The organism is Mucilaginibacter sp. (genome assembly GCF_041660805.1).
Lineage (GTDB): Bacteria > Bacteroidota > Bacteroidia > Sphingobacteriales > Sphingobacteriaceae > Mucilaginibacter.
On record NZ_JBAZVP010000004.1, the window covers coordinates 103,280 to 127,218 of the forward strand.

Genomic DNA, 23,939 nt, shown 5'->3' on the forward strand with positions numbered 1-23,939 from the left:
AACAAAATTCACGAAGCTATTTGACATTATTATTGCTTGTAATAGCCATCAAAGGGATCATTCTGTAAAGAATAATAAATGAAGATATTATAGTTAAAGCTCCGATTAGTAAGATCGATGCGTTAATATTAAAAACATCCGAAATAACTCCGGTAAGTATAGCGCCGATGGCATAGCCTAAGTCTCTCCAAAGCCGGAAAGTCCCTATGCTTTTGGGCCTATCCGCAGGGTGCGTATTCTCGGCTATGGCCGCCAAAAAGGTTGGATACACGAGTGCTGTTCCTATACCCAAAATAACGGAAAGGACGATGAACTGAGTAAAAGAAACCGCCACAATAAACATTAACAAGGCAATACCCTGGATCAGCATTCCCCAAAAAAGCAAGGTCTTTTTTGCATAATGGTCAGCCATTTTACCAGTATATATCTGACTGATACTCCACACGCCGGGGTAAGTCGCTGTGATGATTCCTATTTCCCCCAGTGTAAACCCTTTGGCCGCGAATAAAATGGGAAACAGTCCCCATACCATTCCGTCATTTAAATTATTTATTAGTCCGGCTTGTGTGACTGATCCCAAATTCGGGTTCTTCCAGGTTGTATCCTTAAAGATATTCGTCAAACGTGGGACGACACTTTGTAATCCTTCCTTGATACTGTGATGTCCGGTATCTTTAATGAATAACCAGCTCGTCAGAAATCCCGCTAAAGCTATTGCGATCCCTATATAAAAAGGATAAGGCCGGAGCCCGTACTGGCTTGCCACCCAACCGGTAGAGAAACCGACTAAAGCCAATGCCCCATATCCCGCAAACTCATTTAAGCCCATGGCAAGGCCTCTGTTTTTTTCGCCGACCAGGTCTATTTTCATGACGACGGTCGTTGACCACGTTAAACCCTGGTTGATGCCTAATAAAACGTTGGCTGCTATGATCCAGTTCCAGGAAGGCGCAAGCATCAATATGATGGGGACAGGAATACCGATCAGCCAGCCAATCGTCAGCAGTTTCTTGCGTCCTAAATAGTTTGCAAATGTTCCGGTGAAATAATTTGTCGCTGCCTTGACCACACCAAAAACAACTATAAAAGAGAGGATGATCGTTTTGGCAACGATATGAAATTCCTTTTCGGCGATCTGCGGCAGGATAGACCTTTCCAGTCCTACCATACCTCCGACGAAGGCATTGACGATAACAAGCAGGGTAAACTGTTTCCAGTTCTCTTTTAAGCCGAGTTCTATTTTATCCATACCTGGTCTGTTGCTAATCCTTTTAAAGTACATAGTACCAGTGCGAGAGAACTGATGCTTCCCTGCTCCAATCCCTTTTCAAAATCAGTTCCGTTTTGCGCCATCGAATTAGTGATATGTGCAAAGCAGATCACGTCTTTATTTTTTGCTTCTGCAAAGGCATATAAAGCAGCCGCTTCCATTTCGACGACCTGAACATTTGCCGCCCTCATGTCTTCGATTGCGTGCGCAGTTTCCCTATACGGGGCATCCGTCGTCCAGCTCCTGCCTGTTCCGACATAGGGCAATTGGTTAGGCAGCGTGTTTTTTAACCTCGCCAACAAATCGGAACTAATACCCGATACTTTTTCTGGTGGTAAATAATGATAGCTTGTTCCTTCATCACGTATAGCATCTTCAATCAAAATATAATTTATGTCTGCTGGAATCTCACCAATAAGACCTGAAGACGTAATGCTTATCAGCGTTTGACAGCCTGAAACAAATAGCTGTTCGGCCAATAACACAGCGAAAGAAGCGCCTACGGCGCAGGCGATTATTCCCAGTTCGTATTCTTCTAACCGGAATTCATAGAGTTTAGTGTGATAGCACGCCCAGGAGGTATTTATGCGAGCCTGGCCGGTTCTCAAGAGATAGTCCAGTATATCGCCGTCAGGGTCAAGGAGACAAATCGAAGGGATAGACCCATCCGGCAGGCTTTTTTGACGTCTCACTTCGCGAAGCAGGTTTTCAGGCTTAAAAACGCTGTCCTCATGGTAATACTTGCTGTCGGAAATTTTCATTTCGCTGATTTAATCTTTAAGAGCATTTTTTCCAGGTCAGTACCGTGCAGGTCGGTGGCGATAACAGTTCCATTGCCGTTAATTAATACATTGTACGGAAGGCTTTCAATCTGGTAGCTTTTTGCTGCACCCGAATTCCAGAATTTCAAATCGCTCACCTGTGTCCAGGTTATGCCCAATTTGTTTATAGCATTGACCCATTCCGCTTTTTTGGAATCGAGTGAGACGCCAAAAATCTCAAATCCCATCGCTCCCTTAAAAGCAGTGTGACGGTATTTTCTATAGAGTACGGCTAATTCCGGTTGTTCGCCGACGCAAGGGGCGCACCAGCTCGCCCAAAAATCGATGAGCACGATTTTGCCCTTTTTTGAAGAAAGGGAAATAGTATCGCCTTTCGGGCCGGGAAGTCTGATCTCAGGCGCTGCATTACCTGGTTTCGTGCCATGGACAGGCTTAGATGACTGAGCACTGGCAGTTGCCGCTACAGCGATCAGTAAAAAGCCGGCAAAAAATAGTTTATGCATTCTTTCCGTGTTTAATTATTAGTTGGATATCCCTGATCGATCCAGTCAGCTTTTAGGTTACGGGGCAGATTCAGCAGTTTTTGATTTGTAAATCTTAGCTCATTCAAAAGCTTAAATGCGGGCCTGATATTTGGACAATGTTCAAACGGGCAACAACCGCAATAGATCACAATTTCCCGGTCTTTCTTTTCTTTTAAAAGAAGCGTTTTCAGCTTGCTAAGATTCACCTGATCATGTACGGCGCCTATATCAACCGAACCTTTTATTAAAGCGGCAGGTCCCACACTGATAATCAGCAGTTTATCCTTAGCATTTGATTTAATGAGGTCGGCCAGCTGCTTGGGGGCCAATAGCTGCTCCGGTTTCCATGGCTCCGGGTTACTTTGGGCAGCAGTAGTTAAAGAAAATGCGATAGCTATCGCAGCAATAAGAAATCCGATTTTTTTCATTTTAGTTTAGTTAATGGCACATCTGTTTGCCCCGCCCTCAACCTCTGCCGGGTCAATACTTTGCGTATCTCCGACCAGGTTTAATTCAACGATAGTTTTATAATTTGGCGGTGTCGGCGGAATTTTTGAAAGGATATTGTCGATAAAATCATTTTCAGCCAGTTTTAATGCAGGAACTTTCTCCTTAATATCTTTCAGCGTAGAGGCAATTACCAGGTTATCGAAGGGAACCGGCTTACTGGCATGTCCCGGCAAAACAAGATAATCGGGGTTCATACCCATTAGCTTGCTTAACGATTGATACAGCAAACCAGCGCGTTTTTTTAACTCTGCTTCTTCTGCCTTTAAATCCGGCCTGCCAACGCCTTCAGTAAAAAGCGTATCACCGGTGAAAAGATAATGTTCGTTGACAGCATAGGTCATGCTTTCCATCGTATGGCCGGGCGTATGTATCGCTTTTAATTGGGCGGAGCCAAAATAGAGTATATCTCCATTTTTCACTTTGTTGACGGGATATTGCAGTTTATCCTGGTCAGGCATATACAAACCTGCATGCGTGTATTGGGATAAGGCTAAGGAACGAGACAGATGATCTGCATGAATATGGGTGTCTAACACATATTTGATCTTCCAGCCATTTTCTTCTGCAAGCTTTACATAGATATCCCTGTCCAACGAGGCATCGATCACAATGGCTTCATTATCTGATGCTACCATATACGACAGGCAGCCTTTTCCGGTTCTTCTGATCTGAATGACCGTTATTTTTTCATCCTGTAACCTGGCTGTATTCCAGGCCGAACTCCAGGCTTTCATGCCACCTTCCAGCGAGAATGCTTGTATTCCCGCTTCGCGCAAAGCCGAGGCAGCTACCTGGCTTATTCTGCCGGCTGCACAAACTGTTATGACTTTCGTATTCGCGGGAATTTCAGCCTGCTGAAGTTTGGAATAATCTCCGCTTTTCAAGTCTTCGTAAACTTCGAGATGCTTACTTTCGGGTATTTGCCACTCCTGCCGCTGTTCCAGCGGTCTTACGTCAAGCACCAAAACTTGCTCGCCTTTTTCAAGCGCTGCTCTTAAATTATCGGCGCTGATACTAAATTTTTCTTTTTCCATGATCATTGGTTAAGCATTCATTTCTACAGGTAACCCCTTTAGTTTCCAGTCGGGAAAACCTTCTTCAAGACGGACAGCGTTGTAATTATGCTCTTTTAACAGCGCGACAGCGTCGTCTGCAAAGACGCAAAAGGGGCCCCTGCAATAAGCAATTATGGTCTTATCCGGTGGAAGTTCAGCCATCCGGTCAAGCAATTGTTCAACGGGGATAGAGATGGACCGGGCGATATGGCCTGATAAATATTCTTCCTCCGGACGGACATCTAATAAAACCACATGCCCCCCTTCCATTTTATCAATAAGCTCATCAATCGTTACTGATTCCAGGATCTGTTTTTGCTCTCTGAAATCTTTCACCACGCGATTGATCTCTGCAATTCGGGATGTGCCGAAATCGCGCATCAGCTTCCATATTTCCGCAACTTTATCGCTGCTTAGCCGGTAATAAATATGATTGCCCTGTTTCTTGATCTCGACCAGGCTCCCGGCTTTTAAGACCTGGAGATGCTGGGAGGTATTGGCGACAGACATGCAGGTTTCCAATGCAATTTTTTCGACTGTTTTCTCTCCCTGTGCCAGCAGGTCGACGATCTCCAGCCGCCGGGGATTGCTTAATGCGCCGCTAATGCGCGCAAGTTCAGCAAATACGGTGTCCTTATATGCTCTTTTTTCCATAAAAACGATTTCTCAAAAATAGAGAAAATAATCTATTCAAGTAATTTATTGAATAGATTATTTTTTTTTGAATGAATCATGGGGAATACTTACTCTGAGTTAAAGACGACTGAAAGAGGGGTGCAAACCTGGGTATTTAATCTCACATGCATGGTTTGCGTACCCTGTTCAATGAAGCCAGAAAGATTTACAATAATGAAGATGTCGGCGTTGGTTAAAATAAAGCAATTATCCTTTTAAGGTTTATAAAATTGGTCACCGCCAAAAAACCAAAAAAAAGAAGCATTCCTGCTGAACAGGTTATTAAACTAAAAAACTGTGTTGTAAAGCCTGATTTGTGGATCATAGCTATCAAGATTGTAGAAATCCACAGCATTTGAACAAAACCGAAACCTCCCAAGCCACAAAAAAGTAAAATAAAGGAATTAACCGACCCCATAGAACAACGTAAAACCATGCGCCTTGTAAGCGTATAAGAATCATGAGAACATTCATTTTATTTTGTCTTACCTGCATAGTTGCAACTGACGCATTTCTTGCCGCTACCATGTTGTCAAATAAGTTACCACTATTTATTGTAGGTTTTGGAGTTTGGATTTTGTTTCTTATTTACTTTGCTAAGAAGATAAGAGGATAGCATAACAATAAAAAATCCCGAGCACTCGCTGCCAGGGATTTTTAACCTAAGTATTATGATTTGAAAAACACCCGGGCTCATAAAAATGTAGTTCATAGATAATCAACGGAGGATATTTATGAAACAACAAGTAATTCAAGATGTAAACGATGTAAACATTATGCCTCAATTAGAAAGAGCCTGTGGTTTGGATATGCACAAAGACAAGATCGTTGGCTTTATCTCCGGGAAAGATGGCAGCAATCAAGAGTTTAGGGAATTTGGGACATATACCTGTGAACTGAAACAGATCAGAGATTGGTTACAAGAGAGTGATATTCACCATTGTCTGATGGAAAGCACGGGTATTTATTGGATGAGTTTATACGCCATACTCACCGATGCAGGCATCGAAGTCATTGTGGCGAATCCGGTTCATATCAAGCAGATGCCTAAGCGCAAAACGGATCGCAAGGATGCTAAATGGCTTTGCACGTTGTTATTGCATGGATTGGTGCGACCGAGCTTTATGCCAGACAACACACAACGGATCATCAGGGATTATTGCCGCAATCGCTTATTCTATACTTGGCAGCTTAACAGGATAAGGAACCGTCTGCTGAAGATATTGGAGAGCAACAACATCAAACTGCGTTCTGTCATTAGTTCTATCCACACCTTATCAGCTATGGATATGATACGATTGCTGGCAAAAGGAGTTACCGACCATGAGCAATTGCTGAATTGTGCCAGAGGTAAAGTAATCAAAAAGAAAGACCAATTAGCTAAAGCTTTGGATGGCACACTTCAAACCTACCACCATACTCAATTACAGATGTTATTAGAAGATTACGACCATGTGCAAAAGCAAGTCGACTTTTTAGATAAATCAATTACTGAAATTATCAGTGAGCATTATGCCCAAGCCTTTGAATGTCTAGATAACATTAGCGGCATCGGGGTCAAATCAGCAGAAATCATTATAAGTGAGGCTGGAAAAGATATGAGCCGATTTCCAACAGCGGATCACTTTACCGCGTGGTGCGGTATAGCTCCGGGTAACAATGAAAGTGCAGGTAAGCGAAAAAATACTGCAATTAAAAAGGGCAACAGTTATTTAAGAGTTGCCATTGTTGGCGCGGCATGGGCTGCGGTTCGTATGAAAGATTCATACTGGCATGCCTTATTTGATAAGCTACGTAAACGAATGAAAGCACAGAAAGCCATTGTTGCTGTTGCAAGGAGATTACTTAAAGTGGTGTATAAGACACTGGAAACGTTAACTGTTTATCAGGAAAAAGGGATCGCTCATTTTGTCGATTTGCAAGCTAAAGCAACTCTATACCATAAGGCACAATTGTCATGACCGCAAACCAATGATATTTAACATACTAAAAGGACGGAAAAGGTAATAGAATAAACAGTCTGAAACCTAAGCTGCCAAAACTGTAGATAGCACCCACGCTTGTTCCACGAGAACGCAGAGGAAACTTATTTTTTAAATGACGGCTTACATTATAGTATACAGAAAGATTATTTTACTTTGACCAACTTTTATAATGAATATGTTAATAAAAACTTATTAAAAAACTCTTAAAGACTTACTTTTAACCATTCTTATCACCAAATCAATCCCTATGTCGAATCTGCATGCTATACAATTTGAGCCCATTTTCTCTGAAGCTTTTGACACATTTAAAGTATTTAAAAGCCTAAGTGTTGTTACCGTTACTTGCATGCCTCCTGGGACGTCAAAAAACATTTGGCAAATTCTTAATCATTTAATTCTCTGGCAAGAAGATGAATTATTATTGGCAGAAGGCAAGAAGACAGAAAAGCATATTTCAGAAATAGAGACCTGGATTAAAACAGAGGTGCCAAATGAGCAAAGTGATATAGATAACGCAGTTCGCATTTTTGATAGTCAAATAGGTAAAATTAAGACTATTGCGTCAACTTTGTCATTAAGTGAATTGGATTTTGAACTTAAATTTAGGAAGATATTGGACATGGCAACACATTTATCTTTTCATTTAGGTGAGATTATACTTTTGAGAAGACAGTGCGGAAATTACCCCATGCCTGAAGATATGCAGGCTTTTTTAGAAAAAGATTAACAGTTTCCTCTCCTTACTACAAAACCATAATTCATAAAAGCGTCGAATTAGACGTTGATTTTTAGAGGAAACCTTATCACAATAGGCAGGAAGTACCTGCCAATAGATAAGCGAAGATATATAAAAAATTAACGCATCGTTCGGCAGAGTCTTTTTATCTTCCAAAAATATGGCCAGTAAGCCTGCAGCTAATAGAAATTAATGTTTCCTCGAAGTTTTCAGCAGTTTACCAGCCAGGTAAGCGCTGAAATTATCCCTGTAGCTTTCACCGACACTGAAAGCTAAGTTGTTATTCATCCTGATCGTATTCCCTTCAATATAGCTTATGCAGTCGGTAGAAATGATAAACGCCCTGTGAAATTGTTTAAAGATATCACGGGAGCCTAACAGTTCGAGAATATCCTTGATCGTTAAATAAGCAATGACAGGTTTGTTATTCACCAAATGGATCTTGACATAGTTATGCGAACTTTCAAAAGCGATCACCTCTTTGTATTTGACTTTGACGATCCGCAGGTCTTCTTCTTTGTTTTTGACCAGGAAATACTCATCCTCATGGCTTGACACAGATGCTTTTGCTTCCGTTGTATTCGGGAATAATCGGTTGATCGTCGTTGAGAATTTACCGAAGCTGAAAGGTTTTAACAGATAAGCGTCACCTTCCACCTGATAGGCGTCAAAGGCGTATTTAGAGTGCGAAGTCGTAAAGATCAGCTTTTGTGTCTTTGACCTTAGCGCCTTAGCCAGCTCTAATCCGTTTATCCGTGGCATATCGATATCCATGAAAAGCAGATCGACATCGCTCTCTGAACTTACCTTTTCCAATGCCAGTTGCGGATCGGTATAAACACCTACAATGTTCATCCTCGGCAACATATCAATGTACTTTGTTATCGCGTCAACGGAAAATTGTTCATCGTCTACTATGATACAGTTTAGCATATCATTTTATTATTAAGAAATCCTTAATGCATAAAGGTCCAGTAATCAGTGGTAAGTCTGAATAAAAACAAAGTAACTAATAATTTATATATCTAAAAACCAGCACATTCTAAAAACCATAGTTACATTGCCCATTAAATATTACAAGTCATTTGGCCTGGCTTTTGGCTGTTTGGCCAAAACTAAACGTAATAAGAACAACGTCCGGGGCGTTTTACCCGGAAAGGCCATTTTTCTACATACAAAGGTGTATTTTCTTCACCCTTAGTCTGCAACAATGGTTACCCTCACCTTATTTAATATTTGCTATTCGTTTGAATCTTACGGATTGAATGACTTTTAAATTAATTGCTCTTTTTTTAAACATCTGAATTAACTGCCTTAATATGGAAAAATATGAATGTGTAATAATAGATGACGAACCCTTCGCCATCGACTGGCTAACTAAATATATCAGCTCAGTTCCAAATCTGCGTTTAATTAAATGTTACGCCGATCCCTTGGAGGCTTTAATGGAGATAACTGCCGGCCCCATGGTAGACCTTGTTTTTTTGGATATCGATATGCCGCGGATAACCGGAATCGAATTGTCCAGGGAGATCAGGAAAAAAACAAGGAAACTGATATTTTCAACCGCGCACAAGCAGTATGGCTATGAGGCGTTCGAGGCCGAAGCAGACGCTTACCTGCTCAAACCCTATACCTTTTCGAAGTTCGCTGGAACCATCGCCAAGCTATTTCCCCGGCAGGAAGAAGAAAAGACAGAGGCTCAAACAACTGAAACATTCTTCTTTGTCAAAAACAAAGAAGAACATTTGAAAATTGTAAAGATCAGGTACGATGAGGTGGTTGCTGTGGAAAGCAAGCAAAACTATGTACTGATCCATACCGCTTCTAAACAGGTGCTGACTTATATGTCCCTGACAGAGATCTCCAAAATATTCAACCCATTCCAGAACTTTGTACAGTTCCAGCGCAGCTTTATTATCAGCAAGGATCATATTGATTCAATCGATGGCAATACGATCAAAATGGCTAACGGCCTCAAAATAACCGTGGGCGAATATTACCGGAAGGATTTTACGGAATTTCTGACCGGGAAACTGATAAAGACAGGGCGAAAAAAATAACGCCCTGTCTCTTTAGGTATCCTCACTTCGGACGCCCGGCCTGGAAAATGCCGGTTTTCGTGAGGGTGACCATGGTTGTGGTCGGATCGGTCGGGTCCGTGTCCGCAAGGGGTTTTGAATTTGTTTTTGATCTGTACACAAAAAGTGTAGCGTCTGTAATTTTAAAATGCTGGTGTTTCATGATCTTTTTTTTATGAAACTTATGGTGAAAACCAGTGTTACAAAATGATGTTATTCAGAACGGTAGCTTTTCTACTCGTAAGAGGTTTTTTTCATGAAACGGATAATTGAGAATTGGCTGAGAAAATACAGATTGCACATCTTGATATGGGCGCTGTTTATCCTGTATGAATCTGTCGTTATCGGCCTGGTTTCCGGCAAATTCGGTCATCCGCTGACTTACGCCGTTCACTATACAACTATTTTTATCCTTTTTTACACACACGCCGGGCTCTTCCTGCCCTGGTCCTTAAAGGATAAACGGGCAGCGTTCTGGAGGCTGCCGCTGATCTTGGCGTTTGAGATCGCCGTATATATTGTTATTTCTTATTGGATAGACAAAGCATTAATGGCGGCCCATATTGTAGCCTATCAAAAGGGTTTCCGCCTTTCTTATTTGTATAATTTGAAAATGCTTTACAGGGCCATCTATTTTTTAGGGTTCGCGACCGGCTATTATTTCCTGATGACCTATATTAAAGAGAAAAAAAAGACCAATGAACTCGAAAAGCAGCGCTTAAAAGACATTATCTATCGTCAGAAATCTGAGCAGGAACTGACCAAGGCCCAGAATGCCTTTTTAAAGGCGCAGATCAACCCGCATCTTCTTTTTAATACACTGGATTTTATATACCACAACATAGATGCGACATCGCCGGTCGCCGCCGATGCCGTCATTAAACTATCCGAAATGATGCGCTTTGCAATAGATTCTGACAAAATGGGTGACTTTATCTGTTTTGGCGAGGAAATAGACCAAGTGGAAAACCTGCTGTATTTAAACCAGATGCGGAAAAATTATGAACTGGCATTCCGGTTGTACTATGAAGAAGAAGCGCGGGAGCTTTATTTAATTCCGCTGGTGCTCTTAACACTGGTAGAAAATATCTTTAAGCATGGCAGTCTCGACCAACCGGGAAATGAGGCGTCGGTGAGCATCTATACGGAGAACGGTGTCTTTCATATTGAAACCGATAACCTGGGCGATCATCAATGGCCAAAGCCGGGAAGCCGCACCGGCCTGATCAATATCGAAAAAAGATTGCGGTATGCTTACGGCAATGAAGCTAAGCTTGATTATTATACGGATGAGGCCCATCATTTCAAATTGCATCTGGCAATTCCAATGGAACTACTGAAAGCGCATGACGGGCCAGCAGTATCTTTAAAAGATAATGGTACAGAATCCCTTCCCGGCTACGCTGATCCGAGTTAAACAGGCGATTGATGTGCATATGGAGCAGGTCGGCAAGTAGTTTTTGACATTCTTCCTGACTGTTACAAGTGCTAAAAACCGCGACAAATACCTTTTCCAACCCGGCAGGCAGCCTAACGGCCGGGGAATTGATATCAAGGTTTGAATTGCCTTTGAGCTCTCGGAAATTCTGGTTAAGCTTTTTAAAATTTTCGGGTGTCATGGCAACTTCCTTACTGAAATGACCGGCCATGTTTTTAACGAAACTGACCTGATCCATGATATCCGGTAAGGCAAATGCGATCAGCCTTTGCATAATGACCAGGGTTGTTGCATAAAACTGGTCTGCGGCTATTTTCCCGCCGAGCATATCCAAAACATATTTACTGTCTGCAAAGAATAGTTGTTCAACCAATTCCATGCGATTGACCCCATAACGTTCGGTTTCCCGATAATAGGTTTTAATTTGAATATCAGAGATCAGGCTTTTTGTACAATCAGGCTCCAGCAATGATTTCAACCTTCCGATGATCTGGTAAGCTTCAGACGGCTCTTTCAAACGAAGTCTTAGCCGGATATGCGGTTTAGGGTCATCATACCGGATAAAGAACCATTTCCTGATTTGTTTTCTGATTTCCTTTAAAAAAAGGGAGACAGGGTTACGGAGGATCTGGTCTGTCCTGGCCGGATGACAATAAATCTCAAAGTACAGCCACTCCCCACCAGGAAAAATGGTGTGACCGTTCGGCTGTTCTTTGTCCTCATGTGGATTTGCAAATTCATAAGGTTTATATACCAAGCTTTCATGGCTATAGCTGGCAATGAATTGTGCCTCATATTTTTTACCGCTATGATCCTGTACCCTGTCATCGTTTGATATTAAGGCCTCAGAGATGTAAATTTCCTTACGGGTATTTTGATTACAATATCGTAAAAACGCCTCTAAATCCACGCTAACAACTGGATCAAAGCATAAGGTTTGGTCAGCATGCCCGGTTTTAAATGGGGAATCGATATTTTTCTCATGCAGCCAGCCAAGCAACTTTGCCTTTCTTTCTTCTTCGTTACCGGATTTTCCAGTTATCAAAAGATCCTGCGGCAATCGCCACATCGCGGGTGAAATGATCGCGTCCTTATAAACAACGCGGGGATAGAAACTCAGATCAGGAAAGAAATAAGGCATTTTAAAGTTCAGGTCAGATTTAACCTGCTGATGTTGCAGGTCGCAAAGGAAACGATATACGGCCAGGTCGGAACGTACATAATTGTAAGCCGAGGGAATCCGCGGAACCATTCGTCTTTGATGTTTTTTTGACCATAAAATAATTTCTGAACCCCGGACTGAAACCAGTATGTCATCAAAGGTTAGCGGAGAAAGATCGCATGACCAGGTTAAAACAGGCAACTCATATTTATAGAGTCGTTTTCTGCGGTTCACATTATCAACCGATGCCTCAGCCTGGTAAGCAATATCGAAAAAAAGCACATCCGGGTTCGCTTGTTCTTCTATGGATACGATCTTCCGGCCAAATTCCTCCAGGTTGGGACTGGCCAGAGTAAAACGGCCCGGCAAGGCATTTGCCGTGCAGCCGCCCACGTTTTCAATTACAGGTTGCCCATTCCAGAAATGGAGCATGACACTTAGGGTATTAGGCAATGGCGTAACGGATTTAGCCGTATGATCTTCAAATTCCTCCAGCCGGATGATGCCGCCCCTCATAAATTTATCCAATAAAAACCGGTGCAAGGCTGTATAAGGAATATGCACACCGGGTTGTTTATTTTGATCTAATTCCCCTAAAATATCTGGGATTTCCTGACCTGCCGGAGTTTGTGCCAGGTCTCCGTAACCTATGCCAATTTCCGGGTCCATAGCAATAGCAAGGGGTATTGTCCTGTATTCAAATTTTTTTAGAAATGCGTCACGAAAAGTGGTTAATGTGCTGTTTGCCGTATCCGGTAAATACTTTGCTAAAAAGCCGATCATGCCAGGAATGTTTTGTAGGTTCCCGTTATTAACCCCACCGGATATTAATTCTCGTTCTGATATGATATAAGGGCTTGCTGACCTTAAGTCTTCAATGCCTATCCTCCTGAAATAATCTTCACCGGTAATGTTCGGACATTGTTCACTTAATAGCAATTGAAGAGATAACATTTGTTCAAGCAGCCTGGTAACCTCCTGCCTTTTCATCCCAAATCCCGTTGCCATTAAGCCATATATTTCTTCTTTGGCGGCCTCTTCGCGGCAAAGTTTTAAGATGGCGTTGAGCTGCGGAAAGCTATTAACCGAAGCGATCTCAAAACATCCGTTTTTTACACGGATATAACGGCATTCCTTTCCAAATGCATAAACAGAGGAATTAGTTTGAAACCAGGCTGATTTTTCCGCAAGCGCAGGCATACCAGCCAAATGGGTATCCTTTTGTTTCCAATCCGTAAATTGATGGCATATCATGTCGCGGTTCAGCAAGATTGACGAGCCGTTTTCTTTTAAAAATGGCACCAGGGTAAAAGCGGCAAAACCACCGTATGGCGTTGCCCTATACTTACCCCTGTTAAAATATTTCCAGATCGAAAAGCTTATTTTTTTATCGGCAGCTTTTAATTCTTCTGCTGTTAAATCTGCAATGACCTGGTAAAAAGAAGGAGAAGCGTCCCTGATCAGTAACTTTAAGTCCTGCCACCTTTCGCCCAAATCGTCTTCGAGGCTAAATGCAGGTGTCCGGCAAAGAATAATGTCCAATATGTTCAGCTTCATGTTTGATCAATGATCAGGCCTTGCCTGGTTTTCTTTTGTTTTCTGATCAAATGAATAGCTTCCCCGTTTTTTTTCTCTTCGTTTTTTATACAATGGTGGATTTTCGGGACAGAGCGGTCAAAATTCGGGATACAATCCTGATGCCTTTAACAGAAGCTGTTTTATTTTTATCTTTCGAAGTCAGGGCATTGCGCTATCTCGGATTTCAAAGTTTTATACGCTATAAAGCGGGTATATCAGGGAGAGCAATTAGTGGGCTGCGGATATTTTATACATCTACTTATTTTATGATCAAAGCAGAATCAGCCGATAAGGAACTGGCACTGGATGTGCTAAGCCGGTCCTTTGTGGACAATCAAAGTGTGAACTTTATCGTCCGGCAGGATAAGAAAAAGACACAGCGCATCCGCACCTTAATGGATTATTCCTTTGAACTATGCCAGCATTTTGGCGAAGCCTGGCTATCTGATGACAGGAAGGCATGTGCGTTGGTATTGTACCCGCATAAAAAACACATGTCGCTGTTTGCGATATGGCTTGACGTCAAACTGATCGTCAGGGCCATCGGGTTAAGCGGCATCCGGAAAACGCTAAGCCGGGAAGCACTGGTCAAAAAACTCCAGCCCAAAGAAGAAAAGGCTTACCTCTGGTTTATCGGCGTTGACCCGGAACATCAGCACCGGGGTACGGGAAGCAAATTAATGAAAGATGTTATCGCAAATGCAAACAGGAATGACCTCCCCATATACCTGGAAACATCCACGCTAAAAAATCTGCCCTGGTATGAAAACCTGGGGTTTCAGGTTTATGGGCGGCTGGATCTCGGGTATACCTTGTATTTCCTGAAACGGGAACCAGATAAACAATGATATCATGCTTGTCTTCGGAACCCAAATCCATATCGTCACCTTTATTTTCATTGCGCTTGAATTTTGCATGCTGATCTTCCAGGCAGCCAGGTACTTCTACCTACCCCAGGATAAGTACAGCGGATGGTTCATGACCCTGCTGATCCTCTACCTCCTGTATAATATCACGGGCGGCCTATTCCCTGATCCCAAAATTCAAATACCGGTGCCGGTACAGGAAATGATCGCCTATGGCACGGGTTTCCTGCTCGCTTCCTATTTCCCTTTCTATTTTTATAAGGCGTTTGATCTGAGATCGCTACGCTGGCACGCCCTATTCGGCGTACCACTGTTCCTCATGTCACCCTACCTGGTATTTTTTGTAATTGTATATGCAGTAAATGGCAATTTAGATGTGGACATTAAATATGGCATGATCGTGCCGTTTATCTATGCCATTATCTTGTTATGGGTTATTTTCCGGGCCATATACCGGAAATACCAGGAAAGCCGCGACAGGAACAAATATCTCGAAGAGATCGCCATGTATTGCACAGTCACGCCCTGGCTGGCGATGACCCTCTTTGGCCTGGTTGAAGAAAGCCAGCTGGTTGAGGTGCTTTGTACGAATACCGGGTTCATCATTATTACGGTCATCTATTTCTGGAAATCAGCGCACCAGGCAAGGCTGGATTATGAGCGGCAGCGCCGTGCAAATATGGCAAGGACTCACACTGAATTATTTCAGGCCAATTGCCTGCATTTCGGGTTGACCAGGACTGAAATTCTGATCGTCAGGATGCTGTACACAGGTTTACGCAATAAAGAGGCCGCAGAGAAAATGTTTGTCTCCGAAGAAACCATCAAAAAACATATCCAAAATATCTTCCGGAAAACAAACGTAAAAAATCGGTCTGCTTTGATCCACAAATTGCAAAACCCTCATCATTGACCGGCTTAAACCACTTTTGTCATTAAATATACCACTATTTAGTAATGTCAAATCCCCTTTCGGGGTATTTACGCCTCCCGGATAGCCTGGTAGTTTTGCCTTTATTTTTAAGTTTATGGTGCCACACAGTTTATACGATGTGCTTTGGGGGCTGGGCCCCTTGCCATTGGAATTGAGATTGGCGGAAAACCGCCGTTCGCTTACTCAATTTATGGAATCACGGGTTGGCTATAGCTACCATGCTCACCGCCAGCTCTTATTAAGTGCGGGCCAGGCCGCTGATTATATCTATTACGTGGAAAATGGTTTGGTCAGGGGATATTACTATGATATGGAGAAAAACACGCAGTATACGGTAAGTCTATGGGATGAACATTCCTTTATCACGGAGCCCAATAGTTTTTTCAATAAACAGCCATCCGAATTGAGCATCGAGGTTATGCCGGAAAGCACATTATTGTTTCTTTCCGGCCAGCATTTGTCTGAAATATTTAAGGCGTTTCCCTACACCGAAGTATTTAGCCGTTGCCTGATGCTTCAATATATAGCCTACCATTCCCAAAGGACACGCGACCTGATCAGTCTTTCGGCCTGGGAAAGATACCTTGCCTTGCTTCGGAAGCAACCCCAAATAGAACAAAAAATATCCAAAGAGATCATCTCCTCTTATCTCGGCATTACACCGCAGTCCCTTAGCCGCTTGATCAAATTGAACGGGCACCCTTAATGGCACCCTGATGGCGGGATAAATCTTATCATTTGGTAACTCATTTCTGAATATAGGGTAAGTAACTTCTGAACTTAAGCTTTCCGCTTTTAAAAATGTTCACCTGTACCTTTAGGTTACATTTTTACCGATGAAAAACTTATCATCTATAATACATGGGATCACCCTGGAACCGGCAATGTTTGTTGTTATCGCGACACTCATCATTCGCGTCATGGTTAACTGCATAAGTTCCTGTTTGCAATATTTCGCATTTAGCGCAGTATTATTATCGGCTCACACACCCATATCCTATAGAACTAAAAACCAAATTATTCACGACCGAAAATTTGCGTTGTTTCCGGGTGGCTCCAGGCAGTTATTACAAAAAGAGCAAAAGGATCTGTAGCAGGTAATTTTGCCTGGGACGCTCACCAAAGAAGCTAACTCAAATAGCCTTATAAGAGGCATTGAGCAATCAAAACCGATGGACCAAATGATACATCATGGAAAGTATGATCTTAAAAATGGAAGCATTTCAGTTTTCGGAGCCTGTTAGGGAAAGGGTAATTACCGGCATTCGCTTGGTCTGCCTATTTTTATTCCTATATACGGCATACGCCAAAATCGTTGATCACGACCGCTTTTTAAGGGGCCTGACAAGAGTGCATTTCGTGCATGGCGCGGCTATGTATATTTCCTGGCTGGTGCCTTTCGCTGAAATCCTGGCGTCTGTTTTCATACTCATTCCGCAGACTGCCAAATGGGGCCTTTATGCTTTTATAAGCCTGATGACCTTGTTTACCGGATATATCATCAGCGCATTGATCTGGGAGGAAAAACTTCCCTGTCACTGCGGCGGCGCCATCGAAAAATTAAGCTGGACACAGCATTTATGGTTCAATCTCGCATTTATATTACTGGCCATTTTTGCCCTCCGGCTCATCAATTCAAAATATATCTTCAAAAAACATAAAAAATGAAAAACTTAAAACAAATAGCCTTTGGCCTTATAGTAGGCGCTTTGGCGATTGGAACCAGTGCATTTACAAATGCAAAAAACACAAAGAGCGGATTTGCATCTTATACCTTCGTTCATCCGGCTCATTCCGCCTCTAATTTAAGGACGGATTATATATTCAGGGCCGATCCGGACGACTGTACACAATCTGTAAATAACTGTAAAGCGGTCTGGACACAATCTGTGGCTCCCGCAGAAGGTGCTAACCCTGCTTCAAATGCCGTAGAAGGCACTATTACGCCTGGCAACTATCAGGGCCAATAATGTTTACCCGGGGCAATTTACTGTTGTGAATTGCCCCGGTAATTTACTTATCTGTTATTACCAGAACATCCGCTTTTCTTTCGCCGTCAACAAATTTCAGGTTGTACTTAGCCAGTTCCTTGTTTACCGCATCAATATCGGCCATCTTGCAATTAATTTGAATATCGACATTGCCTTTAAAATTCGTTTCGTCGATAATTGGCCGCTCGGAAAATTGCCAGAAATAGCTTTCCAACTGCGTGATGAAGCGACTTAGGGGCATATTCTGCATCTGAAATGAATAAGCATCATGCCTTTCGAAAGGGGTCCCGCCGTTTGTTTTCACTTTATCCACTTTATCCATCACTAAAATATCCGCTGGAACAAGTCTTTTTTCCAGATGTACGTCGATTTTTAAAGGCTTGCCAAAGTAGCGATCCAAATCCTGGTTTAACAGATCATATTTGTCCTTCCATTTCTTCGCACTTTTCCAGATCAGTTCATAATTATAGCCGTTTGTTTTTAACCATTCGCCGAAAGCATCTCCGACAAGATCGGAGGTAATTTTATTATATAGGACGGTATCCTTTATTTCGACCTTACACCTGCTTTTACTCCAGAAAAATGTCGGCAATTTCCCGGACGAGAGAGCGAAACACAACCGGTATAGGTTGATTATCGGGGCATTGACGGTATAAAAATGCGTGGAGTCAAAACGCAAGACAGCCCGTAAATGGGGGTTATATCTGCTGACTATCGATTGATACAAGATATCGGTGTCATTAACCGGATTTAGCCTGGTCAAACTATCTTTTGCATTTTCTATTATAGGAAAACCGGCCACAAAAAGTGGCATTTTAGGGTCTAACTCGCTTAATTTTGTTCCTGTTACCTTTTTGATTTTACCAGCATCTCCGTTTAAAGCATTCCGGATGTTTTTTTCATTTACTTCCTTTGCTTCAGTGGTGGCGATAATCTTTCCATTTGGATCGATCCAGACATAATAGGGTAAATAATGGTGAACGAATAAGGAATTTAAAAGCGTGTCATTGCAGGCCGATGCTATTGTTATATGCTTCTCTTTATTCATTTTTGCCAGAAATCCTTCTACAAGATTTTTGCCTTCCTTGCTGACAGGCAGGAATTGCACGCGCCCGTTGAATTGTTTTTGCAGGGAATCGGTTTTAGGCATCATGGCCACGCATGGGCTGCACCAGGTCGCCCAGAAATCTATTATTAAAAGTTTCCCTTTGAAATCCAATAACTTAAGCGAAGACGTTTTGTAATTCAGTACCTGGGCAATCGTAACATCGGGAACCTGGTCTCCAATGTTTAAAGGTTTGGTTTGCGCATGGGTTTGGAAACCGGTTAAAATGATAAGAAGCAGAACGGGGAATATTTTTTTCATGATATAATTATTTCAATTGGATTTGATTGGATACTATCGTGGGTTTTGAGGTAAGCCGCTTAACTGGACCTCCGCAGGAGGAATCGGAAATACATATAAATTGCTGTTGGGCGCTAAACTGTAACTTTTGCTGTTCAGGGTACGGGTAAGCGTGACTGCCGTTTGGGTGTCTTTGTTCAGCCGCTTCAGGTCAGACCATCTAAGCCCTCGGTATACAAGTTCCTTTCGGCGCTCGGCCAGGATCTGTAACAGTGCGTCGGTACTGTTTGCGGCTGTGTATGGGACAAAGGTGCCGGTCAGCCATCTGGTAAAAAGCAAGGTATTTAAATCCTTCATCGCTGAGGCCATATCGTTTTTACGGGCGTAACATTCAGCCCGGATCAGGTAGATTTCATCTGTGGCGATGCCGCCGAAAGGGATGCTGGCGCCGCCGTAGGATGCCTTGCGCGTTTTGAACCCGGACACATCCTTAAAAAAGATCCTTTTCCGCAGGTCGTTTGCAGAATAGGAATTATACAATACGGAGTCAACAATCAGGTTGGGCGAACCATTGGTGAATGCGGAGTAATATTCAAGGGTATGGTGATAAATCACTTCTTTGTTAAATCGTGCAATGGGTTTAGAGGAAGTCGTCGACAATGAATTATAATTCAATAATTGGCTGGACAATTGCAGGCAGGAATCCGCATATAAAAATGCTTTGTCATAGCTACTCATTGACATATAAGCCCGGCTTAACATACCGTAAACGGCTGCCTTACCGGGCCGTGTAGGGAATAAGGCTGCATCGGGCAAAAGTGTTTTCGCCAGCAAGAGGTCATTAACGATCAGGTCATAGGTTTGCTGCACTGTTGCCCTAACGGATTTAACGTTAATGTCAGGATTGGTGCGTATGGGTATTCCTAAATCCGAGGAAGCGGTATTCGGGTCATAAGCCTTCGCAAATTCCTGGGCCAAGCTCCAGAAATCGTAGGCCCGGTAAAATAATGCGGTTCCTTTTACATTGTTCCAGTCGGCGATACTGGTCTGATCGGAAGGAACTTTGGCAATACCATCCAGCACAATGTTTTCATTGAGTATTCTGTTATAGGTGTCGTTCCAGTCATAAGCTGTCTCCCCGGCATAGATATCCGGGTTCCATAAATAGGCATTCCGTTCCTGGGTATTATCCAATGCCTGCCATGTCGGATAAAGTAAATAAAGATCACCTGCGCCAACTTCGCTTAAAGCGGGCTGGTTATTATTGAACAGCGTTGTGCCGGTATTATTATCCAGAATAGCCTGGTAGTCTTTGACCGTTGAAGGAACGACCAATGCTAAATTCGGTTTGGCATCAAGCCATTCCTTTTTACAGGAAAATACCAGCATGGCAATGAGCAGCAGCAGGATTGCGCTTATTCTTTTTGATAGATTATATCGCGTTTTCATGATTAATTGTCCGTTAAAAATTCGTTTTTAAACCAATGGAGATCGTCTTTGGCGAAGGCGTGCCTGTGGGGTAATCCGGGTCAAGCTTCAGTTTATTGGCCCGCCATAAAATCCCTAAATTGTTGGCATAGGCATAGACTTGCAGGCTATTGAAGGGCAAGCCTTTAAATCGGAGTTTATCAAAGCTGTAACCCAGGCTGATATCCTGTAGGCGGATATGGTCACCTTTCTCAACTGTTGCCTGGGAATATTGATAAAAGCCATCTCGGGTTTGATCTGCCGGGTAAACAATGGACGGCACGTTGGTGTGTTTTTCGTCACCCGGCGCTTGCCACCTCGCGGCAAATTCCCGGTTGCCGCCAAGCCAGTTATTATACAGACTTGAATAATTAAGGGCGCTTCGTCTGAAGTAATATCCCAGCTTATAACTGATATTGGCCGACAGTTCGAAGCCCTTATAAGTAAAGCGGTTGTTTAATCCGCCAAACCAGGTCGGCCTGGCAGGGCCGCTGTACACCATATCGTTAGCCGATGCGGGGTTGATCAATGATGCATAATCCTTACTGACCGTTCCGTTCAGATATCCCTGCGGGTCACCGGTTGCGGGATCTAATCCCGCCCAGCGATAGCTCCAGATGCCATAAACCGGTTTATCTACCACAGGATAAATATTTCCACTGGCTCCGTCAGCGGTGGTTAACGCCGAAGGTATAACCGGGGCGGTATACCTGGTCACTTTATCAATTGTATGGCTGACTAAAAAAGTGCTGAACCATTTGAATTGCTGATCTATATTTTTGCTGGCCAACTGAACATCCAGGCCATTGCCTTTGATATGGGCGAAGTTCCCCGTAAACGTTGTTGCGCCAACGCTCGGGGCTACCGACTCATTACCGATAATGTCAACGCCATTCTTGATATAAAACTCAAGGCTTCCGGTGATCACATTATTTTTCAATCCGAAATCGGCACCGAAATTGGCAATCGCTGTTTTCTCCCATCTTAATTCCGGGTTACCGATATTGGATATGGATGCCTGCGGAAGATTGGTATAGGTGCTCACACTTGAATTATAAAGGAAGGTTGTAATGCCAGTAATGTTCCGGTTCAAATTGCCATTGTAACCATAAGTAGCCCGTAACTTCAGTTCCGGCAGCCATCCTAAATGGTAAAAACTTTCCCTGCTGATGTCCCATTTACCGCCGACAGACCATAAGGGCACCGATTTTAAGTTGGTGGCTACCCCGAAATAATTGGAACCGTCGGTACGCCCGCTTGCCGACAGCGTATATTTATTATTGTAGGTATAGGAGGCATTGGCAAAATAGGAACGGACACGATCCAGCAAGCCGGTGATATTTGCACTATTGGGGATGGTAGCAAAAGCCAATTGGGGATTCAGGAGGTAGTAATCTACGTAATTGACATTGGCGTAGGTGCCGGTATTGTTATCGTAGCCATACAGCGTTGAATTAACGGTGCCGTCTGTTTTCGTTTGGTTTTGTTCGATCCCGGCGATGGCATTAACGGCGCTTTTGGCCCATACCTTTGAATAGCTGATCTGGCCACGGATATTGTATGCTTTTACAGTTGTCAGGGATTCATTGAGAATGCCGCCCAAAGGAATATTGTAGCCAGTGACTGCACCTGTATTATCAATGACCGAATACTGGTTAATGACATTCCTGGTATAAAAGGTTTGCTGGCTTTGATAGTTCCGGTAATTGGTAGTATACTGTTCATATTGATATTTGGCTTCGATGCTCAGGCCGTCAATAATGCTGTATTTAATGTTGGGGGATATTCTGATATCATTGCCTTTAGTGGTTATCCCGGCTAAGCCCAGTTCTTTTAGCGGGGCATAAGTCCAGTCCTGATAGCCGAGAGACGGGGCCGACTGCACAAAGCCGACCCCGTACAGGTGGGTAATGTTTAAGGGGGTACCATTGTTATCGGCTAATTGGGCATAGGGGTAAATAGTACCTGAAAGTGTATTGGAAGCCGTATTGTCGGAATTCGTGACGGATTGAATATAATTCAGTGTCGTTCCGGCCTCCAGATTTTTAAGGGGCCTGAAAGTAAGATTGGAATTGAGTGTCATCCGGCTAAAATCATTATCCTTTTGACTTTGCAGGTTTTTGTCGTATCCGGCAGAAAGGTAGTAGGATGTTTTATCATCGCCTCCGTTCAGGCTTAACGCGTATTGCTGCTTTACGGAGTTTTGATAGAGGTACTTCGATACGTCATTTAACAGGCTCTTATTTCGCAATGCATTGATTCGGGCTTGTGCATCGGAAGTTGAAAGGGTGCCAGATCTTTCCTGGTTCAGAATCTCGACAACGGGGGAAATGAAGGGATAGGTCGTGGTATTGTTCAGATCATTGTCGTACCTGCCATTTTTAAACAGGTATTGTTCTACATCGATATAGTCGGATGTGCCCATGTAGCTTGGGTTATATTTCAAGTCAGGTTTTTGGCCGACCGTAATATTGGAGTTCAGGGAGACTTGCAAGGACCTGTTTAACTTCCCTTTTTTGGTGGTGATGACAATGACCCCGTTACCGGCTCTCACGCCCCAGATGGACGCCGCGGCAGCATCCTTTAAAACGGTGATACTCTGTACGTCATTCGGGTTAATGTTATTGATATCACCACTATAGGGAAAATTGTCGATGACGATCAAAGGCTGGTCGTTCGCAAAAATGGTGCTCCGGCCACGGATATTGATATCAAGCTGCCCGTTTTGCGTTGCTGTCGTATTGCCGTTAAAAAGTAAACCGCTTGTAATGCCGTTTAACCGGGTGATCACGTCGGTCGATACCCTGGCATCATACATTTCCTTGACGGGTTGTGCAAAAGAGCCGGTCGCTCTTTCTTTGGGTAAGGTCTGATAGCCGGTTGAAACAATGCTCACGGTATTCAGGCTGGATTTATCTTCTTCTAAAACAATAGTGAGATAATCGTGATCGGTTGTTATTTTGAGTTCCCGGGTTTTATAGCCGATAAAGGAAACCTGTAAAACGGCATTAGAAGGAACGTCAACAAATGCAAATTCACCTCTTTCATCGGTAATGGTTAGTGCCTTTTCGTCTTTGATCCTGACAGTAGCGCCCTGAAGCGGTGAACCGTTATGATCGGTTACCTTTCCTTTTACCGGGTGCGGCGATGGCTTAACTTTTTCGGGAACTGCGCGGTTCAGTTTTGAGCCGTCATAAACGATCACAATTTTATCGTCGATCAGTTTGTAGGCTAAGGGATAGGGCGTCAGTAATTTGTCCAGCACCTGTTTTAGGGGTTCGTTTTTAACGTGCAAGCTGACCCTGCTGTTGATCAGTTCCTTTGAATTGCTGTAAATGATCGCCACGGAAGCTGTGGCGGCGATCTGGTCAAGGGCTTCCTTCAGCGTTTTTTTCTCAATGCTGATACTGATCTTTTTTTCCAGGCCCTGGGATTCGGCTTGCGCAACGGTAAAAGAAAGAATACCGCAGAGTACAGGAAACCACATCATGAGCAGCCTGGTCTTTCTTAGGGTTCGTAAACGTTTTGGCATAGTGTTAT

The 23,939-nt window shown here is 43.1% G+C and carries 20 protein-coding genes; 9 read left to right on the plus strand and 11 right to left on the minus strand.

What is annotated here, in order from left to right; translation table 11 throughout:
• Window positions 1–16: 16 nt before the first annotated feature.
• From WC743_RS07635 to WC743_RS07660, 6 genes are read right to left on the minus strand one after another with little or no spacing between them, the layout of a single operon-like run.
• Window positions 17–1,249 carry an MFS transporter gene (locus WC743_RS07635; protein ID WP_373011301.1) on the minus strand — a complete coding sequence of 411 codons (1,233 nt, stop codon included), beginning with the start codon at window positions 1,247–1,249 and terminating at the stop codon, window positions 17–19.
• Window positions 1,237–2,031, minus strand: a complete 795-nt coding sequence (locus WC743_RS07640) for a nucleoside phosphorylase (RefSeq protein ID WP_373011302.1) — start codon at window positions 2,029–2,031, stop codon at window positions 1,237–1,239. The genes WC743_RS07635 and WC743_RS07640 overlap by 13 nt, the downstream gene beginning before the upstream one ends.
• Window positions 2,028–2,555 carry a TlpA family protein disulfide reductase gene (locus tag WC743_RS07645; protein WP_373011304.1) on the minus strand — a complete coding sequence of 176 codons (528 nt, stop codon included), beginning with the start codon at window positions 2,553–2,555 and terminating at the stop codon, window positions 2,028–2,030. The genes WC743_RS07640 and WC743_RS07645 overlap by 4 nt, the downstream gene beginning before the upstream one ends.
• Window positions 2,556–2,566: 11 nt before the next feature.
• Window positions 2,567–3,004: a rhodanese-like domain-containing protein gene (locus WC743_RS07650; RefSeq protein ID WP_373011305.1), complete on the minus strand. Its 438-nt coding sequence runs from the start codon at window positions 3,002–3,004 to the stop codon at window positions 2,567–2,569.
• Between the two features lie 6 nt (window positions 3,005–3,010).
• Complete coding sequence (locus tag WC743_RS07655; RefSeq protein WP_373011306.1) at window positions 3,011–4,120, minus strand: MBL fold metallo-hydrolase; 1,110 nt, start codon at window positions 4,118–4,120, stop codon at window positions 3,011–3,013.
• 9 nt (window positions 4,121–4,129) lie between these two features.
• Entirely contained in the window at window positions 4,130–4,795 is a 666-nt protein-coding gene (locus WC743_RS07660; protein ID WP_373011307.1) for an ArsR/SmtB family transcription factor, read from the minus strand.
• Window positions 4,796–5,550: 755 nt separating this feature from the next.
• On the opposite strand from WC743_RS07660, the gene WC743_RS07665 reads away from it, so the two are divergent.
• Together WC743_RS07665 and WC743_RS07670 are read left to right on the plus strand one after the other, a co-directional pair.
• Complete coding sequence (locus tag WC743_RS07665; RefSeq protein ID WP_373011308.1) at window positions 5,551–6,777, plus strand: IS110 family transposase; 1,227 nt, start codon at window positions 5,551–5,553, stop codon at window positions 6,775–6,777.
• Window positions 6,778–7,048: 271 nt separating this feature from the next.
• Window positions 7,049–7,528, plus strand: coding sequence for a hypothetical protein (locus WC743_RS07670; protein WP_373011309.1), 480 nt, complete (start codon window positions 7,049–7,051; stop codon window positions 7,526–7,528).
• Between the two features lie 198 nt (window positions 7,529–7,726).
• Here the strand turns inward: WC743_RS07670 and WC743_RS07675 are convergent, their stop codons facing one another.
• Window positions 7,727–8,470, minus strand: a complete 744-nt coding sequence (locus tag WC743_RS07675; RefSeq protein ID WP_373011310.1) for a LytR/AlgR family response regulator transcription factor — start codon at window positions 8,468–8,470, stop codon at window positions 7,727–7,729.
• Between the two features lie 386 nt (window positions 8,471–8,856).
• On the opposite strand from WC743_RS07675, the gene WC743_RS07680 reads away from it, so the two are divergent.
• Both WC743_RS07680 and WC743_RS07685 read left to right on the plus strand, forming a co-directional pair.
• Window positions 8,857–9,600: a LytR/AlgR family response regulator transcription factor gene (locus WC743_RS07680; protein WP_373011311.1), complete on the plus strand. Its 744-nt coding sequence runs from the start codon at window positions 8,857–8,859 to the stop codon at window positions 9,598–9,600.
• Between the two features lie 274 nt (window positions 9,601–9,874).
• Window positions 9,875–11,035, plus strand: a complete 1,161-nt coding sequence (locus tag WC743_RS07685) for a sensor histidine kinase (protein ID WP_373011312.1) — start codon at window positions 9,875–9,877, stop codon at window positions 11,033–11,035.
• Here WC743_RS07685 and WC743_RS07690 read toward each other — a convergent pair.
• On the minus strand, window positions 10,923–13,775 hold the full coding sequence (locus WC743_RS07690) for a thiopeptide-type bacteriocin biosynthesis protein (RefSeq protein ID WP_373011313.1): 2,853 nt from the start codon (window positions 13,773–13,775) through the stop codon (window positions 10,923–10,925). The two genes, WC743_RS07685 and WC743_RS07690, sit on opposite strands and share 113 nt — an antisense overlap.
• A 287-nt stretch (window positions 13,776–14,062) precedes the next feature.
• Here WC743_RS07690 and WC743_RS07695 point away from each other — a divergent pair, with 287 nt between their 5' ends.
• The 5 genes from WC743_RS07695 to WC743_RS07715 all read left to right on the plus strand — a co-directional run bounded on the left by WC743_RS07695 (window position 14,063) and on the right by WC743_RS07715 (window position 17,566).
• Window positions 14,063–14,644 carry a GNAT family N-acetyltransferase gene (locus WC743_RS07695; RefSeq protein ID WP_373011314.1) on the plus strand — a complete coding sequence of 194 codons (582 nt, stop codon included), beginning with the start codon at window positions 14,063–14,065 and terminating at the stop codon, window positions 14,642–14,644.
• 4 nt (window positions 14,645–14,648) lie between these two features.
• A complete protein-coding gene (locus WC743_RS07700; RefSeq protein WP_373011315.1) occupies window positions 14,649–15,575 on the plus strand; it encodes a response regulator transcription factor in 927 nt (308 codons plus the stop codon).
• 115 nt (window positions 15,576–15,690) lie between these two features.
• Window positions 15,691–16,302 carry a Crp/Fnr family transcriptional regulator gene (locus WC743_RS07705; RefSeq protein WP_373011316.1) on the plus strand — a complete coding sequence of 204 codons (612 nt, stop codon included), beginning with the start codon at window positions 15,691–15,693 and terminating at the stop codon, window positions 16,300–16,302.
• Between the two features lie 506 nt (window positions 16,303–16,808).
• Entirely contained in the window at window positions 16,809–17,264 is a 456-nt protein-coding gene (locus tag WC743_RS07710) for a MauE/DoxX family redox-associated membrane protein (RefSeq protein ID WP_373011318.1), read from the plus strand.
• A complete protein-coding gene (locus tag WC743_RS07715) occupies window positions 17,261–17,566 on the plus strand; it encodes a hypothetical protein (protein ID WP_373011320.1) in 306 nt (101 codons plus the stop codon). The genes WC743_RS07710 and WC743_RS07715 overlap by 4 nt, the downstream gene beginning before the upstream one ends.
• Before the next feature lie 43 nt (window positions 17,567–17,609).
• Here the strand turns inward: WC743_RS07715 and WC743_RS07720 are convergent, their stop codons facing one another.
• The 3 genes from WC743_RS07720 to WC743_RS07730 are packed head-to-tail and all read right to left on the minus strand — an operon-like array spanning window position 17,610 to window position 23,931.
• The gene (locus WC743_RS07720; RefSeq protein WP_373011322.1) at window positions 17,610–18,953 is read right to left on the minus strand and encodes a redoxin family protein; all 1,344 of its coding nucleotides are present in this window, start codon (window positions 18,951–18,953) and stop codon (window positions 17,610–17,612) included.
• A gap of 33 nt (window positions 18,954–18,986) precedes the next feature.
• Window positions 18,987–20,381 carry a RagB/SusD family nutrient uptake outer membrane protein gene (locus WC743_RS07725; protein ID WP_373011323.1) on the minus strand — a complete coding sequence of 465 codons (1,395 nt, stop codon included), beginning with the start codon at window positions 20,379–20,381 and terminating at the stop codon, window positions 18,987–18,989.
• 13 nt (window positions 20,382–20,394) lie between these two features.
• Complete coding sequence (locus WC743_RS07730) at window positions 20,395–23,931, minus strand: SusC/RagA family TonB-linked outer membrane protein (protein WP_373011324.1); 3,537 nt, start codon at window positions 23,929–23,931, stop codon at window positions 20,395–20,397.
• Between the last annotated feature and the right edge of the window lie 8 nt (window positions 23,932–23,939).